The organism is Peteryoungia desertarenae (assembly GCF_005860795.2).
Lineage (GTDB): Bacteria > Pseudomonadota > Alphaproteobacteria > Rhizobiales > Rhizobiaceae > Allorhizobium > Allorhizobium desertarenae.
In genome coordinates this window covers 1,082,396-1,098,036 of record NZ_CP058350.1, presented here as the reverse complement: position 1 = coordinate 1,098,036, position 15,641 = coordinate 1,082,396, and the positions used below count along the sequence as shown (strand labels likewise).

The window sequence follows — 15,641 nt, the reverse complement described above, 5'->3', positions numbered from 1 at the left end:
GGGGGAAAGGTTCATCCCGATGCGATGCCGACACGAGACGGCATTGCATCGGGCCTTGCCGCAGCCGGCTATGTGGCAGATGGCGAACTGGCAACGGCCATTTCGCTGATGGCCTATCTCAAGCGTCCGCTGCTTCTCGAAGGTGAGGCCGGTGTCGGCAAGACGGCGGTCGCGGCAGCCCTTGCCGATTTCTACGACACGAAGCTCATTCGCCTGCAGTGCTATGAGGGGCTGGATCAGTCGTCCGCCCTTTATGAATGGAACTATCAGCGACAATTGCTGGCCATCCAGGCCCACCAGGGCAAAGCAGCGGATGCCATTGAAGACGAGATTTTTTCTGAAAAGTACCTGATGGAGCGTCCGCTACTCGCGGCCATCCGGCAGGAGAAGCCACCCGTTCTACTGATTGACGAGATCGACCGGGCCGATGAGGAATTCGAGGCCTATCTTCTCGAAATCCTCTCCGAATTCCAGGTGTCGATCCCCGAGCTTGGCACGGTGCCGGCGAAAAGCATACCGCATGTGGTGCTGACCTCGAATGGCACAAGGGAGCTTTCCGACGCGCTCCGCCGGCGCTGTCTCTATCACTATGTCGACTATCCGGAGCCGGATCGTGAGGCGCGCATCATCCAGGCGCGGGTGAGCGGCAGTGGCAGTGCGCTGTCGGTCCAGATCGCCCATATGGTGCAGGCGATCCGCAAGGAGGATCTACGCAAGCGTCCCGGTGTTGCAGAGACACTGGACTGGGCCGCAGCGCTGGTCGGCCTTGATGTCCAGAACCTCCAGGATAAGCCGGAACTGGTCCATGAGACCCTGCTCTGCCTGATCAAGACCCGGGAAGACCGGGCGCGACTCAGGCCCGAAGTCGTCAACCGGCTGATGGGGAAAGTGGCATGACCTGTTGTGGCACGCCCCTTGATCGGCAGGAACAGGATGCGGTCAGCGAATTGCTGGCCACGAAACTCGCCGCCTTTACCCGGACGCTCAGGGACAATGCGTTTGCCGTTGGGCTCTCGGAAGCCTCGGATGCCGCACGACTGCTGACAACCGATCTGGTTCGCAGGCCAGCCACACTCCGCTCGGCTTTCCGCCAGCTGTTTTGCGCCCGCAAAGCGGAATGGGATCGCTTTGACGGATTGTTTGATGCCTTCTGGCTCGGCAAGCGGGTGCGCTCGCGCTCGCTGGTGAGCGGCGGCACGCAGCCGCAAAATTCACCCTCCTTGAAGAGCCTTTCGGACGCCACCGCGAAGGGCAGTCAGGAAGCGACCGATCAGGTTTCCGCCGAAGGCGAGGATAACCACGCGGCTGATGGCGAGGGGCGCATGGAAGGCGCCTCGCGGATCGATGCCATCAACGGCGTTGATTTCCGCAAGCTCTCCAATCCGCAGGATCTGGCTTTGGCTCACGAGGTGGCGGAAAACCTCGCACGAGCGATGCGCATCCGAATGACACGACGGGATCTTGAGCGCCGGGACGGCTACCGCATCCATTTGCGCCGCACGATCCACAAGGCGATTGGCCAGGGCGGTGTGCCGATGCATCTCGTCATGCGGCGCAAGCGCGAGCGACCGCTGAAGATCGTGTTGCTGGTCGATGCGTCCGGTTCGATGAGCCTCTATACCGGCGTCTTCCTGCGCTTCATTCACGGCATGCTTGATGCCGCACCGGAAGCGGAAGCCTTCCTCTTTCACACGCGCCTTGCCCATGTGTCGGATGCAATGAAGGAGCGGGATGCGGCTCGTGCGCTCGACCGGCTGTCGATGATGGCACAAGGGGCTGGCGGCGGAACCAAGATCGGGGAATGTCTGGCCGATTTCAATCGCCAGCATGCGGCACGCGTGCTCGGCTCGCGCAGCTGCGTGCTGATCTTTTCCGACGGCTATGACACGGGCGAACCCTCTCAGCTGGGCGAGGAGATGCAGGCTCTTCGCCGTCGTTGTCGGCGGATTGCCTGGCTCAATCCAATGATGGGCTGGGACGGCTATGAGCCGGTGGCGCGGGGCCTGCAGGCGGCTTTGCCGCATGTCGATTTGCATGCGCCGGCCCACAGCCTGCAAAGCCTTGCCGATCTCGAACCCTATCTGGCACGCCTGTGAGGAGTGAGACTATGACCATGCATGTCGATGTGATGGATCTGGTGGCGCAGATGAAGACCGCCCAGGAGGCCTTCGTGCTCGCCACAGTCGTACGCACCGTATCGGTCACTGCGGCAAAAGCCGGTGCCAAGGCGATCATCCGTCCGAACGGCAGCATCGTTGCCGGCTGGATCGGTGGCGGATGCGCCCGTGGTGCCGTCCTGCGCGCAGCGCAGCAGGCGTTGAAGGACGGGCAGTCGCGGCTCGTTTCGATCCAGCCGCAGGATCTTCTGGCCGATCTCGGGGTGAGGCCGGGCGAGGCCAGAAACGGCGTGCAGTTTGCCCGCAACATGTGCCCCAGTCAGGGCACGATGGATGTCTTTGTCGAGCCGATGCTGCCCAAACCGGCGCTCGTCATTCTGGGAGCGAGCCCTGTGGCGCTGGCGCTGTCGTCGCAGGGGCGGGCTCTCGGCTTTCATGTGACGCTTGCCGCACCCGCGACTGATCTTGCCGTGCCGCCCGAAATGGACGACCATGTCGACGGATTTGATGTCGATTGGGAGCGGCAGGGAGAGCGCTTCGTGGTGATTGCAACGCAGGGCAAGGGTGACGAGGCCGCCTTGAAAGCAGCGCTTGGTGGCGAACACCACTATGTCGGTTTTGTCGGAAGTCGACGAAAGATGGCCGCACTCAAGGCGGAGCTTGAAGCCGAGCATGGCCCCTCTGATCGGCTGGCAAAGGTCAAGGGACCTGCCGGGCTTGATCTCGGTGCCATTACGCCAGAGGAGATCGCCCTGTCGATCCTCGCAGAAATTATCGCCTTGCGCCGTCAGGGACAGCGCAAAGCCGAAGCAACAACAGCATAACAGGAGGAACGACCATGGACATGCAAGGTAGCGAACGGATTGAGGCACCGGTGGATGTGGTGTGGCGCGCGCTTAACGACCCCGAGATCCTGCGGCAGTCCATTCCCGGCTGCGAGAGCCTGGAAAAGACCTCCGACACCCACATGACGGCTAAGGTCGTCTTGAAGGTCGGTCCGATCAAGGCGAAGTTCGAAGGCGCAGTCGAACTACAGAACCTTAATCCACCGAACTCCTACACCATCGCCGGTGAGGGCAAGGGTGGGCTTGCCGGTTTTGCCAAGGGCGGTGCCGATGTCTCCCTGGAAGCAGACGGCCCGGACGCGACGATCCTGACCTATGTCGTCAAGGCGGAAGTGGGCGGCAAGATCGCGCAGCTTGGTAGCCGGCTTATTGATTCAACGGCCAAAAAGCTCGCCGGAGAGTTCTTTTCGAATTTTGGTGCCAAGGTCCAGGAAGCGCCGGTGGCCAGCTGAGCTTTCAAATAGCAGTAACAAAGAGACCGCCGATCATGGAGCTCGGCGGTCTCTTCTTTTTGACTTTGGCCTTTCAGCTGCGATGGGTCAGGCAGCGTGAGACTCTGTCCTTCCAGCCGGCGATTGCAGTTTCGCGCTCGCTCGCTGCCATGCCGGGCTCGAAGCGATGATTGCGCCGCCAGGTCGCGGCAAAACCCTCCTGATCCGGCCAGAGGCCTGAGCGCGAGCCTGCCAGCCATGCGGCGCCGAGCACGGTTGTCTCAAGGATCACCGGACGATCGACTGGCGCATCGAGAATGTCGGCAAGCCGCTGCATCGTCCAGTCTGACGCCACCATCCCGCCGTCGACGCGCAAGACGGTTTCGCTATTTGCGCCACCCCAATCCTTCTGCATGGCTTCCAGGAGATCATGGGTCTGGTAGGCGACACTTTCGAGCACAGCGCGGGCAAATTCGGCAGGACCGGAGCCCCGCGTCAGGCCGAAGATCGCGCCGCGGGCGTCGGCATCCCAGTAGGGCGCGCCAAGTCCCGTGAAAGCAGGGACGAGATAGATGCGCTGCTGCGGATCGGCCTGCTTGGCAAGCGCATCCGTCTCCGAAGCAACCTTGACAAAGCCCAGCTCATCACGAAGCCACTGGACCGCTGCACCGGCAATGAAGATCGAACCTTCGAGTGCGTAAGTGGTCACGCCATTCATCCGATAGGCGATGGTGGTCAGCAGCCGGTTCTTTGACTGGACACGGTCTGTGCCGGTGTTCAACAGCGCGAAGCAGCCTGTCCCGTATGTCGACTTCATCATGCCTGGCTGGAAGCAGGCATTGCCGATGACAGCCGCCTGCTGATCGCCGGCAACGCCGAGGATCGGGATTTCGGCGCCGAGCACCGCTTTGTCGGTGATGCCGAAGTCATCGGCGCAGTCCTTGACCTCCGGCAGCATCGCTCGCGGGATTTCGAGGATAGAGAGAAGCTCGTCGTCAAACTGGTTTTCGCCAATGTCATAGATCAGCGTGCGCGAGGCATTGGTCGCATCGGTCACATGGGCGCGCCCGCCAGTCAGCTTGTAGATCAGCCAGCTATCGACCGTCCCGAAGCAGATCTCGCCGTTTTCGGCGCGGGCCTTCAGGCCGTCGACATTCTTCAGGAGCCAGGAGAGCTTGGTGCCGGAGAAATAGGGATCAAGCAGCAGGCCGGTCTTTGTCGTGAAGAGCGGCTCCAATCCCCTGCCCTTCAATTCGTCGCAGAAGCGCGCCGTGCGACGGTCCTGCCAGACAATCGCTTTATGAACGGGTTTGCCCGTATTGCGGTCCCAGACAACGACGGTCTCGCGCTGGTTGGTGATGCCGATCGCGGTCACGTCGCCGATAGAGATACCGGCCTTTTCGACAGCCTTGCGGATGGTGTCGAGCACGCTCTGCCATATCTCGTCTGCATCATGCTCGACCCAGCCCGAATCGGGAAAATGCTGGGTGAATTCCTGCTGGGCGGTGCCTACGATGTGCATTTCGTGATCGAAGATCATCGAGCGCGTCGAGGTCGTGCCCTGGTCGATTGCCAGAATATAGCCGCTCATCCGTTCAAAGCTCCCTTATAGAAGAAGCCGGGGCGTAGTTTTCGCCCCGGCAATTGTCAATCGACAGAGATGTCAGATCAGTTCTGCCAGCTCTTGACCAGTTCGTCGTAGTTGACGGTCATCGGGGTGCCCTTCTCGTCAGCCAGCTTCAGCTGAGGAGCGAGATTACCCTTGGCAACGGCGTCGGCATTCCACTCTTCGAGGGTCTTTTCCTCGGCGAGCTTCGGACCGATATCGCCCTGGACGCCTGCACGCTCGAGACGCTCAAGAACCTTTTCCTGCTCGGCGCAGAGCGAGTCCATGGCTTCCTGGGCGGTCTTGGCGCCGGAAGAGGCGTCACCGATCGCCTGCCACCAGAGCTGAGCCAGCTTCGGATAGTCAGGAACGTTGGTGCCGGTCGGCGACCACTGCAGACGGGCCGGCGAGCGATAGAACTCGATCAGACCGCCAAGCTTCGGAGCACGCTCGGTAAAGGACGGATGGTCGAGCGTCGACTGACGGATGAAGGTCAAGCCGACATGGCTCTTCTTCACGTCGACAGTCTTGGAGGTGACGAACTGAGCGTAGAGCCAGGCAGCCTGGGCACGATCGACCGGCGTCGACTGCATCAGAGTCCAGGAACCGGCGTCCTGATAGCCAAGCTTCATGCCATCCTGCCAGTAGGCGCCCTTCGGCGAGGGAGCCATGCGCCACTTCGGCGTGCCGTCCTCATTCATGACCGGCAGACCTTCCTTGACCATGTCGGCGGTGAAGGCGGTGTACCAGAACATCTGCTGGGCGATTTCACCTTGGGCCGGAACCGGGCCGGATTCGGAGAAGGTCATGCCAGCGGCCTGCGGCGGTGCATAGGCCTTCAGCCAGTCGAGGTATTTCTCGATAGAGTAGACAGCAGCCGGGCCGTTGGTGTCACCGCCACGGGCAACGCATGAGCCCACCGGACGGGAGTTCTCGTCAACCTTGATGCCCCATTCGTCGACCGGACGACCGTTGGGAATACCGCGGTCACCATTGCCGGCCATGGAGAGCCAGGCATCGGTGAAGCGCCAGCCGAGCGAGGGGTCCTTCTTGCCATAGTCCATATGGCCGAAGACCTTCTTGCCGTCGATTTCGCGACCGGTGAAGAACTCGGCGATATCTTCATAGGCCGACCAGTTGACCGGTACGCCGAGGTCATAGCCATACTTTGCCTTGAAGTCGGCCTTGTTCTTCTCGTCGTTGAACCAGTCATAGCGGAACCAGTAGAGATTCGCGAACTGCTGGGTCGGCAGCTGGTAGAGCTTGCCATCGGGAGCGGTCGTGAAGGACCGGCCGATGAAGTCCTCGACATCAAGGGTCGGGCTGGTGACGTCCTTGCCTTCGCCTGCCATCCAGTCGGTCAGGTTGCGAACCTGCTGATAGCGCCAATGGGTGCCGATCAGGTCGCTATCATTGATGTAAGCGTCGTAGATGTTCTCGCCCGACTGCATCTGCGTCTGCAGCTTTTCGACGACGTCGCCTTCGCCGATCAGGTCATGGGTGACCTTGATGCCGGTGATGGCGGTGAAGGCCGGAGCGAGGACCTTGGATTCATATTCATGCGTTGTAATGGTCTCGGAGACGACCTTGATTTCCATGCCCTGGAAAGGCTTGGCGGCGTCGATGAACCACTGCATTTCGGCTTCCTGCGCCGCGCGATCGAGCGACGACATATCGCCGATCTCCGCATCGAGAAACGCTTTTGCCGCTTCCATGTCGGCGAATGCCACGCCGGTCATGGCAAGCAACATGGCCGCCGTTGTTGTCATGAGTTGCTTTCGCATGTTTGTCCTCCCTAAAGGTTGCGATTGCAGTTTCTACCCAGTGCCGAGAATGGCAGCCTCCCGCCGCCATCCGCGTTTTCTTGCCCTACACGTAACGGAAGACGCCGATGGCGTAGACCACGGAGAGAGCGAGACCCCACCACAGATTCGGTCCCACGAGACCGAGCCATGCGAGATTGATGAATGCCGAACCGAGCAGCGAGACGAAGAGGCGGTCGCCCCGTGTCGTCTCGAAGCGCAGGATGCCGACGCGCGGATTGCCGCCTGGCGAGAAGTATTCCCAGACTGCCATGGCCGCGATCAGGCAGAAGATTACGACGAAGAAGAGCGTCGTCGGCGTCGTCCAGGCCATCCATGAAAAGTCCATTGCAGCCTCCTCAGACGCGGCCCAGGGCAAAGCCCTTGGCGATGTAGTTGCGGACAAAATAGATGACCAGCGCGCCGGGAATGATGGTCAGCACGCCGGCGGCAGCGAGCACGCCCCAGTCCATGCCGGATGCCGAGACCGTGCGGGTCATGGTCGCCGCGATCGGCTTGGCATCCGTCGTCGTCAGCGTTCTAGCAATCAGCAGCTCGACCCAGGAGAACATGAAGCAGAAGAAGGCGGCGACACCGATGCCGGATGCAATCAGCGGCATGAAGATCTTCACGAAGAACTTCGGGAAAGAATAGCCGTCGATGTAAGCCGTCTCGTCGATTTCCTTCGGTACGCCCGACATGAAGCCTTCGAGGATCCAGACGGCGAGCGGCACGTTGAACAGGCAGTGTGCGATGGCAACCGCAATATGGGTGTCGATCAGGCCGAAGGCGGAGTAAAGCTGGAAGAAGGGCAGTGCAAAGACCGCCGGCGGCGCCATGCGGTTGGTCAGCAGCCAGAAGAACAGGTGCTTGTCACCGAGGAAGCGGTAGCGCGAGAAGGCATAGGCGGCCGGCAGCGCCACCGATACCGAGATCACGGTGTTCAGCACCACATAGATGATCGAGTTGATGTAACCCGAATACCAGGAGGGATCGGTGAAGATCACCATGTAGTTGGCGATCGTCGGGTTCTGCGGCCAGAGCGAGAAGTCTCCAAGGATCTCCGTATTGGTCTTGAAGCTCATGTTCACGAGCCAATAGATCGGCAGCAGAAGGAAGATGATGTAAATGGTCGGGACCAGGAAGCCGAAGCGGGAACGGTCATCAGTGCTTTTCATGATTGCCTCCCTCAGCTCTTGGCATCGCTATTGGTCATGACAGTGTAGAAGACCCAGGACAGCGCCAGGATGATCAGGAAGTAGATGATCGACATGGCCGCCGCCGGACCGAGGTCGAACTGGCCGACCGCCATCTTGACGAGGTCGATCGACAGGAAGGTGGTCGAATTTCCGGGGCCACCGCCGGTGAGCACGAAGGGCTCGGTATAGATCATGAAACTGTCCATGAAGCGCAGCAGGACGGCGATCAGCAGAACCCGCTTCATCTTCGGCAGCTGGATGTAGCGGAAGACGGACCAGCGCGAGGCGCCATCGATCTTGGCCGCCTGGTAATAGGCATCCGGGATCGAGACGAGGCCTGCATAGCAAAGCAGCACGACAAGGCTCGTCCAGTGCCAGACATCCATGATGATGATGGTGACCCAGGCATGGATGGGGTTCTGCGTATAGTTATAGTCGAAGCCGATGGCATTCAGGCTGTAACCGAGAAGGCCGATGTCAACGCGACCGAAAACCTGCCAGATGGTGCCGACAACGTTCCACGGGATGAGCAGCGGCAGCGCCATCAGCACGAGGCAGACGGGAACGCCGAGCCCTTTCTTTGGCATGTTGAGCGCGATGAAAATGCCCAGCGGCACCTGAATCAGCAGGATCAACATGGAGAAGATCAGGTTGCGTCCCAGCGCATCCCAGAAGCGTTCGGACGTCAGGATGTCGGTGAACCAGTCGGTTCCCGCCCAGAAGAACTGATTGTTGCCGAACGTGTCCTGCACCGAGTAGTTCACGACGGTCATCAGCGGGATCACGGCGGAAAACGCCACGAGCACCAGAACCGGGATGACCATGAACCAGGCCTTGTTGTTCCAGGTCTTTTCCATGATCAGCCCTCCATGCCCACACGCCAGCTATCGGCGAAAATGCCGATGCCGTCGGGTACAAATGTGATGCCTGCGTCCGACGGCACCTCTTCGTCCTCCGAAAGAACGACCGAAAGAGCATGGCCGCAGAAGGTGGCGCGAACGATCTTCTGGCGTCCGATATCCTCGACCTTGCTGATCGTGACCGGCATGCCCTCACGCCCGAGCCGGATGAATTCCGGCCGGATACCGAGCTCGATGCGGCTTTCGCCGGAGAGTTTTGGCTGACCCGGCAGGGCGACGGACTGATCGCCGATTACCGCATGGGAGCCTAAGACCTTAGCCGGCAAAACATTCATGCCCGGCGAGCCGATGAAATAGCCCACGAAGGTGTGACTTGGCCGCTCGAAAAGTTCGGCGGGCGTGCCGATCTGGACAATTTCACCGTCATACATGACCACCACCTTGTCGGCGAAAGTCAACGCCTCGGTCTGGTCGTGGGTGACATAGACCATAGTGAAGCCGGAGCGGCGGTGGAGCTGCTTCAACTGCGAGCGCAGCACCCATTTCATGTGCGGATCAATGACGGTCAGCGGCTCGTCGAAGAGAATGGCGTTGACATCAGAGCGGACAAGGCCGCGTCCCAGCGAGATCTTCTGCTTGAGGTCGGCCGTCAGCCCCTGGGCGCGCTTGTGCGCCATGTCGGAGAGGCCGATCATCTCCAGTATCTCGGTCACACGACGGTTCACCTCGGCTTCAGCTACATGGCGGTTGCGCAAGGGGAAGGCCAGATTGTCGAAGACACTCATGGTGTCATAGACGACGGGGAACTGGAACACCTGGGCAATGTTGCGCGCCTGGGTCGGCAGGTTGGTGACGTCCACGCCATCGAACTGGATGCTGCCATCCGAGGGATGCAACAGGCCGGAAATGATGTTGAGAAGCGTGGTCTTGCCGCAGCCGGAGGGCCCGAGAAGCGCATAGGCGCCACCGTCGTCCCATTCGTGATGCACTTCCTTCAGGGCAAAATCACCGGCAGCGCGGGCCTTGGCGGAGTAGGCGTGGCGGATATGGTCGAGATTGATACGGGCCATGGTCGCTCCTCCTCACGCCGCAAGGGGCTGCGGCATGGCCAGCGACCTGCCGGTTGCATCGAATGCCATCAGGTGGCGCGTATCGAGATAGACCGTGATCTCCTGATCCGGGTCCATGTCATGGATACCATGGGCAAGCATCACCCAGCGCTGACCCCGGTAGTCGATATGGATAAAGCTTTCGGAGCCTGCGATTTCAGAGACTTCGGTGCGCGCCACAAGCCCGGTCGGCGCATTTGGTGTCTGCTTCGGGAAAAGATGATGCGGATGAAAAGCCACTGTCATCGGTCCATCAGGCACGCCGGCCACATGAGTGGGCACGTCAAACACAGCTGCACCGTCCAGCGTAAACTGGCTCCCGTTTTTCATCACCTCGATCGTGTTGAGCGGCGGATCGGCAAAGGTCTTCGCTGTCAGCAAATCGACCGGTCGGCGATAGACGTCGATCGTCGGGCCAAACTGGGTCACCCGCCCTTCGGAGAGCGTTGCGGTATTGCCACCAAGAAGCAAAGCTTCCGAGGGTTCGGTCGTCGCATAGACGAAGATTGCGCCGGATTCGGCAAAGATCTTCGGCAGCTCCTCGCGCAGTTCCTCGCGCAGCTTGTAATCGAGATTGGCGAGCGGCTCGTCCAGCAGGACGAGATTGGCGCGCTTGACGATGGCGCGTGCAAGCGCCGTGCGCTGCTGCTGTCCGCCCGAGAGATTGAGCGGCGTGCGGTCGAGATAGGGCGTCAGGCGCAAGAGCTCGGCGGCCTTGCGCACTTCCCGGTCAATCGTTGCGCTGTCCTTGCCGGCAACGCGCATCGGGGACGCGATGTTTTCGTAAACGGTCAGCGCCGGGTAGTTGATGAACTGCTGGTAGACCATTGCGACATTGCGCTTCTGGACCGTAACACCCGTGACATCCACGCCATCGAAATGAACGGAGCCGGAGTTTGGCTTGTCGAGCCCCGCCATCAGCCGCATCAGCGAGGTCTTGCCCGAAAGTGTGGGTCCGAGCAAGACGTTCAGCGTCCCCCGCTTGAGCGTCATGTCGGTCGGGTAGATGTGGTATCCACCCCCCGCCATCTTCGAGACTTGTTTCAGTTCAAGCATCTATCCTCGGGCCTCCCCAACCTCTGGCGATCTTGAAAAAGCGGCTGTCAGGCTGCCACCTTCTCCATGTAGTCATTGAGCATCGTGGCCTCCTTGGACGTCAGGAACAGGCCCTGTTTCGTCCGCCTCCACAACACATCCTCGGCGTTGACCGCCCATTCCTTCTCGATCATCCAGCGCACTTCGCATTCATAAAGCGTGCCGCCGAAATGCTGTCCGAGATCAGACTTCGTCTTGGCCGTCCCAAGGATCGCGCGGGCGTCCGTGCCGTAGCAGCGAATGAGGCGCTCGGCATGAAGCCGGTCGAGAAACGGATAGGCCTTCAAGAATTCTGCCACCTGAGCCTCAAATCCGGTCACCGGAAAGTCACCCCCCGGCAGACGCGAACCCGCCGTCCAGGACTTGCCCTTGACGCCGATCGTCTCACCGATCTTTTCCAATGCATGTTCGGCCAGACGCCGATACGTTGTCAGCTTGCCACCGAAGACGTTGAGCAGCGGCGCACCCTGATCACCCATCTCGATCTTCAGCACGTAATCGCGGGTCGCCTCCTGTGCCTTCGAAGCCCCGTCATCATAGAGCGGGCGCACCGCCGAATAGCTCCAGACAATGTCGGTGGGCGTGATGGGCTCAGAGAAATACTCGCTCGCCGCATTGCACAGATAGTCGATCTCCTCCTGGCTGATCTTCACATCTTTCGGATCATCCGAGTAATCACGATCCGTTGTGCCGATCAGGGTGAAATCGCCCTCATAGGGAATGGCGAAGATGATGCGATTGTCCGGGTTCTGGAAAAAGTAAGCGCGCGGGTCGGAAAACTTCTTGCGCACAATGATGTGGCTGCCCTGCACGAGACGGACATTGTGAACATTGTTGCGTCCGAAGGCGCCAGCCAGCACCTGATCCACCCAGGGTCCGGCCGCATTGACCAGCATGCGCGCCTTGCGGGTCGACAGTTCTCCTGTCAGCTGGTTCTTCGTCGTGATGACCCATATGCCATTTTCGCGGCGCGCCGATGTCACGCGATGGCGGCTCAGGATGGTTGCCCCACGGATTTCGGCGTCCCGTGCATTCAGCACGACCATGCGGGCATCATCGACCCAGCCGTCTGAGTATTCGAAAGCCTTGGAGAAAACGGGTTTCAAGGGTTTGCCGGCCGGATCGCGGCGCAGGTCCAGTGTCTTTGTCGCCGGCAGAAGCTTGCGACCGCCGAGGTGATCATAGAGAAACAGACCAAGCCGGATCAGCCAAGCAGGACGCACCCCACCCTTCTGGAAAGGCAGAACGAAGCGCAATGGCCAGATGACATGGGGCGCCATGGCCCAGAGCACTTCGCGCTCCATCAGGGCTTCCCGCACCAGCCGGAATTCGTAGTGTTCGAGGTAGCGAAGGCCACCATGGATGAGTTTGGTCGCGCCGGACGAGGTGCCGGAGGCAAAATCGTTCATTTCCGCAAGCGCGACCGAATAACCGCGACCCGCCGCATCACGCGCAATGCCGCAGCCATTGATGCCGCCACCAATCACGAACAGATCGAAAACTTCGCCTTGAGACATGCTCCCTCCGACATTTCGCATTGCAATATCCTTTGCATTTGCGAAAGCAAGGAGATCTAAATCGAAATCAAAATGAATGTCAAACGAAAGTTCTGATAAAGTTCATTCGGCTCAGTTGAGAGGTCCTTCGGGGTTGGTTTCGATCAGGCGCACATCCTTGTCCTGGCAGATGGCGCGCAGGCCTTCTCTCGGACAGCGGTCGGTAATGAAGGTGTGCACCTGGCTGATATGACCGATCCGGACGGGTGCCGTACGCTCGAACTTGGTCGCATCGGCCACCAGTATGACATGGCGCGCATTGGCGATGATCGCCTGGGCCACTTTCACTTCGCGAAAATCGAAATCGAGAAGTGCGCCATCTTCATCCAGAGCCGAGGCACCAATGACGGCAAAATCCACCTTGAACTGGCGGATGAAGTCGACCGCCGCCTCGCCGACGATACCGCCATCGGAGCCGCGCACCACACCGCCGGCAATCACCACCTCGATCGAGGGATAGACGCGCAAGCGATTGGCCACATTGATATTGTTGGTGATGACCATCAGCTCCTTGTGATCCACAAGGGCCTCGCCCACGGCTTCGGTCGTCGTGCCGATATTCATGAAGAGGGAAGAATTGTCGGGGATGAGAGCGGCTGCCGCCCGCCCGATCGCCTGTTTCTCGGCAGCCGCCATCGAACGGCGCGCTTCGTATTTTACATTTTCGTTTCCGCTTGGAAACACGGCGCCGCCATGGATCCGGTTCAGGGCGCGGCTGTCGCAGAGATCATTCAGATCCTTGCGGATCGTCTGCGGAGTCACGGCGAAGCGCGCTGCCAGCTCCTCGACCAGGACACGTCCCTGTTCCTTGGCCAGTTCCATGATCTCGGCCTGACGCGCTGAAAACAGCATTCCACCCCTCCCCTATTTCGTTTTGCTTCATCCTAGGTCAAAACGAAATTCGGGCAATAGGGATATCCGGGGATTTGGGCGTGGATTCCGCTTCCTCTCTTACTTTCGCCGCAGCATGAAGATGAAGGCAAGGCCGCCAACAAGGCCGGTCACAACACCAATCGGCATATCCTCCGGCGCCATGACCAGCCGGGCTGCCAGATCGGCAAGCACGAGCACGACGGCGCCGACGAATGCAGACAAGGGAATGACCCGGACATTGTCGCTGCCGACAACGAGGCGGATGAAATGGGGGACGACCAGACCAACAAAGCCGATGGCACCGGAAAAGGCGACCATGACCCCCGTCAGCAGGGCGGTTATGACGAAGAGCTGGGCACGGAACCTTGCAACCGGAACACCGAGCGTTGCCGCCGTCTCGTCACCCATGGCAAGGGCGTTCACCTCCCTGGCTCTGAGGGTAAGCCAAACAAGGCAGATGAACAGGACGGCTGCGGGATAGACGAGGTGCGACCACTGCGCCAGACCAAGGCCCCCGAGCATCCAGAAGACAACCGTATGGGCCGCGCGCGGGTCGCCGAGAAAAATCGTCAGATTGGCCAGTGCGGTTGCGACAAAGGCAACGGCGACGCCGGAGAGAACAAGGCGGTCGGCAGCGGCCCCGGTAAAGCGGGTCACGGCCACCACGGCAGCGGTTGCGGCCAGAGAGCCGACAAAGGCAAAGAGCGGGACGGTCACCAGACCAAAGATCAGTCCCGTATGCATCAATGCAATGATCGCACCAAGCGCCCCGCCCGAGGAAACGCCCAAGAGATGGGGATCGGCAAGCGGATTGCGGGTCACGGCCTGCAGTACCGCACCAACGACGGCAAGACCGGCGCCGACAAGAGCCGCCAGAATGACGCGCGGGAAGCGGACCTCCCAGACAATGCTTTCACGACCGGCGGACCAGGTCGACTCGATCAGGCCGGGATGGATCTTGTTGGCAATGATGCCCCAGACGGTCGACACTGGAACGGGTGCGGCACCAAGAGATATTCCGGCCGTCATTGCCAGCATGATGACCATGAGGGCGACAGCGGTCAGGAGGGCCAGTCTACCAGTGGACATTCTTGGTTCCGCAACGATTATCAGACACAGACGAGTTATCCGGAACCGCTAGGGTTCCGGACGGCACGGGGACAGTGAGGGAGTGGTCAATCGCCTTACATGTTGCGAGGATGAAACGCGTCCGCGAGCCGGCTGATCGCCTCGATATTGCGCGGACCGGGTGTCGCCTCGACATATTCCAGAACAACGAAGCGATCATCCTTCACGGCCTTCAGGTTCTGGAAGGCAGGTGTTTCCTTCATGAAAGCGATCTTCTGCTCGGCGGTGACGTCACCATAATTGACGATGACGATCACTTCGGGATCGCGCTCGATCACCGGCTCCCAGGAGACTTCCGTCCAGCTTTTTTGCACGTCATCCATGATGTTGCGGCCGCCAGCAGCTTCGATCATCGCTGTCGGAATGCCATATTCGCCGGAGGTGAAAGGCTTGTCGGTACCCGAATCATAGACAAAGACCCGCACCGGCTCCTTGATTTCGCCAATCCGCTGGGTCACCTCGGCAAGACCCTCACGATATCCCGCGACAAGTGCCTCGGCCCTGTCCTCGACACCGAAGATCCTGCCGAGATTGAGGAGATCGACAAACATGTCGTCCATGGTCGGCTTGTTCTTCGCCATGATATGGATGCAGGATTCCGTCAGTTCATAGGTCTTGATGCCCAGCGGCTCCAGCGTCTGCGGCGTCACTTCGCCGCCCACCTTCATGCCGTAGTTCCAGCCGGCAAAATAGAAGTCGGCATCGGCGTTGAGGAGCACTTCCTTGGTCGGGTATTTCGGCGACAGTTCCGGCAGTTCCTGTACGCCTTCACGCAGCTTTTCATCCAGCGTCTTCCAACCCGAAATGCCCGTATAGCCGACCATATGGTCCTGCAGCTTCAGGGCCAGCATCATTTCCGTCAGGTTGACGTCATTGGAGATCGCGCGCTCCGGTGCCTTGTCGAAGGTTACTTCGCGGTCGCAGCTCTTGACCGTCACCGGATAGGCGGCTGCGGGCGTTGCAAAAGCCACTGTCGCAAGGAGAGCGGCGGCGAGGAGATAGCGATGGTGAAACATGGTC

General features: G+C 60.1%; 15 protein-coding genes. 4 read left to right on the top strand and 11 right to left on the bottom strand.

The features are described 5' to 3' along the window. The first annotated feature begins 24 nt into the window (after positions 1-24). Genes FE840_RS05090 through FE840_RS05075 form a run of 4 tightly spaced genes read left to right on the top strand, consistent with a single transcriptional unit; the run spans position 25 to position 3,414 of the window. Positions 25-897: an AAA family ATPase gene (locus FE840_RS05090; protein WP_138286016.1), complete on the top strand. Its 873-nt coding sequence runs from the start codon at positions 25-27 to the stop codon at positions 895-897. Further along, on the top strand, positions 894-2,096 hold the full coding sequence (locus FE840_RS05085; protein WP_138285896.1) for a vWA domain-containing protein: 1,203 nt from the start codon (positions 894-896) through the stop codon (positions 2,094-2,096). Before FE840_RS05090 ends, FE840_RS05085 begins: the two co-directional genes overlap by 4 nt. 11 nt (positions 2,097-2,107) lie before the next feature. After that, entirely contained in the window at positions 2,108-2,941 is an 834-nt protein-coding gene (locus FE840_RS05080) for an XdhC family protein (RefSeq protein WP_138285897.1), read from the top strand. Positions 2,942-2,955: 14 nt separating this feature from the next. Then, positions 2,956-3,414, top strand: a complete 459-nt coding sequence (locus tag FE840_RS05075) for an SRPBCC family protein (RefSeq protein ID WP_138285898.1) — start codon at positions 2,956-2,958, stop codon at positions 3,412-3,414. Between the two features lie 73 nt (positions 3,415-3,487). Here the strand turns inward: FE840_RS05075 and glpK are convergent, their stop codons facing one another. From glpK to FE840_RS05020, 11 genes are all read right to left on the bottom strand, one after another. After that, positions 3,488-4,984: a glycerol kinase GlpK gene (gene glpK, locus FE840_RS05070; protein ID WP_138285899.1), complete on the bottom strand. Its 1,497-nt coding sequence runs from the start codon at positions 4,982-4,984 to the stop codon at positions 3,488-3,490. A gap of 77 nt (positions 4,985-5,061) precedes the next feature. After that, complete coding sequence (locus FE840_RS05065) at positions 5,062-6,783, bottom strand: ABC transporter substrate-binding protein (RefSeq protein ID WP_138285900.1); 1,722 nt, start codon at positions 6,781-6,783, stop codon at positions 5,062-5,064. A gap of 85 nt (positions 6,784-6,868) precedes the next feature. Continuing rightward, the gene (locus FE840_RS05060; RefSeq protein ID WP_138285901.1) at positions 6,869-7,150 is read right to left on the bottom strand and encodes a DUF2160 domain-containing protein; all 282 of its coding nucleotides are present in this window, start codon (positions 7,148-7,150) and stop codon (positions 6,869-6,871) included. 10 nt (positions 7,151-7,160) lie between these two features. Further along, positions 7,161-7,979, bottom strand: coding sequence for a carbohydrate ABC transporter permease (locus FE840_RS05055; RefSeq protein ID WP_138285902.1), 819 nt, complete (start codon positions 7,977-7,979; stop codon positions 7,161-7,163). Positions 7,980-7,990: 11 nt separating this feature from the next. Beyond that, complete coding sequence (locus FE840_RS05050; protein ID WP_138285903.1) at positions 7,991-8,857, bottom strand: carbohydrate ABC transporter permease; 867 nt, start codon at positions 8,855-8,857, stop codon at positions 7,991-7,993. Positions 8,858-8,859: 2 nt separating this feature from the next. After that, complete coding sequence (locus FE840_RS05045; protein WP_138285904.1) at positions 8,860-9,930, bottom strand: ABC transporter ATP-binding protein; 1,071 nt, start codon at positions 9,928-9,930, stop codon at positions 8,860-8,862. 12 nt (positions 9,931-9,942) lie between these two features. Further along, positions 9,943-11,025 (bottom strand): ABC transporter ATP-binding protein, encoded by a 1,083-nt coding sequence (locus tag FE840_RS05040; protein WP_138285905.1) that lies wholly within the window; start codon positions 11,023-11,025, stop codon positions 9,943-9,945. A gap of 47 nt (positions 11,026-11,072) precedes the next feature. After that, entirely contained in the window at positions 11,073-12,581 is a 1,509-nt protein-coding gene (gene glpD, locus FE840_RS05035) for a glycerol-3-phosphate dehydrogenase (protein WP_138285906.1), read from the bottom strand. A 111-nt stretch (positions 12,582-12,692) separates the two neighbouring features. After that, the gene (locus tag FE840_RS05030; RefSeq protein ID WP_138285907.1) at positions 12,693-13,472 is read right to left on the bottom strand and encodes a DeoR/GlpR family DNA-binding transcription regulator; all 780 of its coding nucleotides are present in this window, start codon (positions 13,470-13,472) and stop codon (positions 12,693-12,695) included. Between the two features lie 99 nt (positions 13,473-13,571). After that, entirely contained in the window at positions 13,572-14,582 is a 1,011-nt protein-coding gene (locus FE840_RS05025) for a FecCD family ABC transporter permease (protein ID WP_138285908.1), read from the bottom strand. Positions 14,583-14,677: 95 nt separating this feature from the next. Beyond that, positions 14,678-15,637, bottom strand: coding sequence for an ABC transporter substrate-binding protein (locus FE840_RS05020; RefSeq protein WP_138285909.1), 960 nt, complete (start codon positions 15,635-15,637; stop codon positions 14,678-14,680). Positions 15,638-15,641 lie beyond the last annotated feature (4 nt).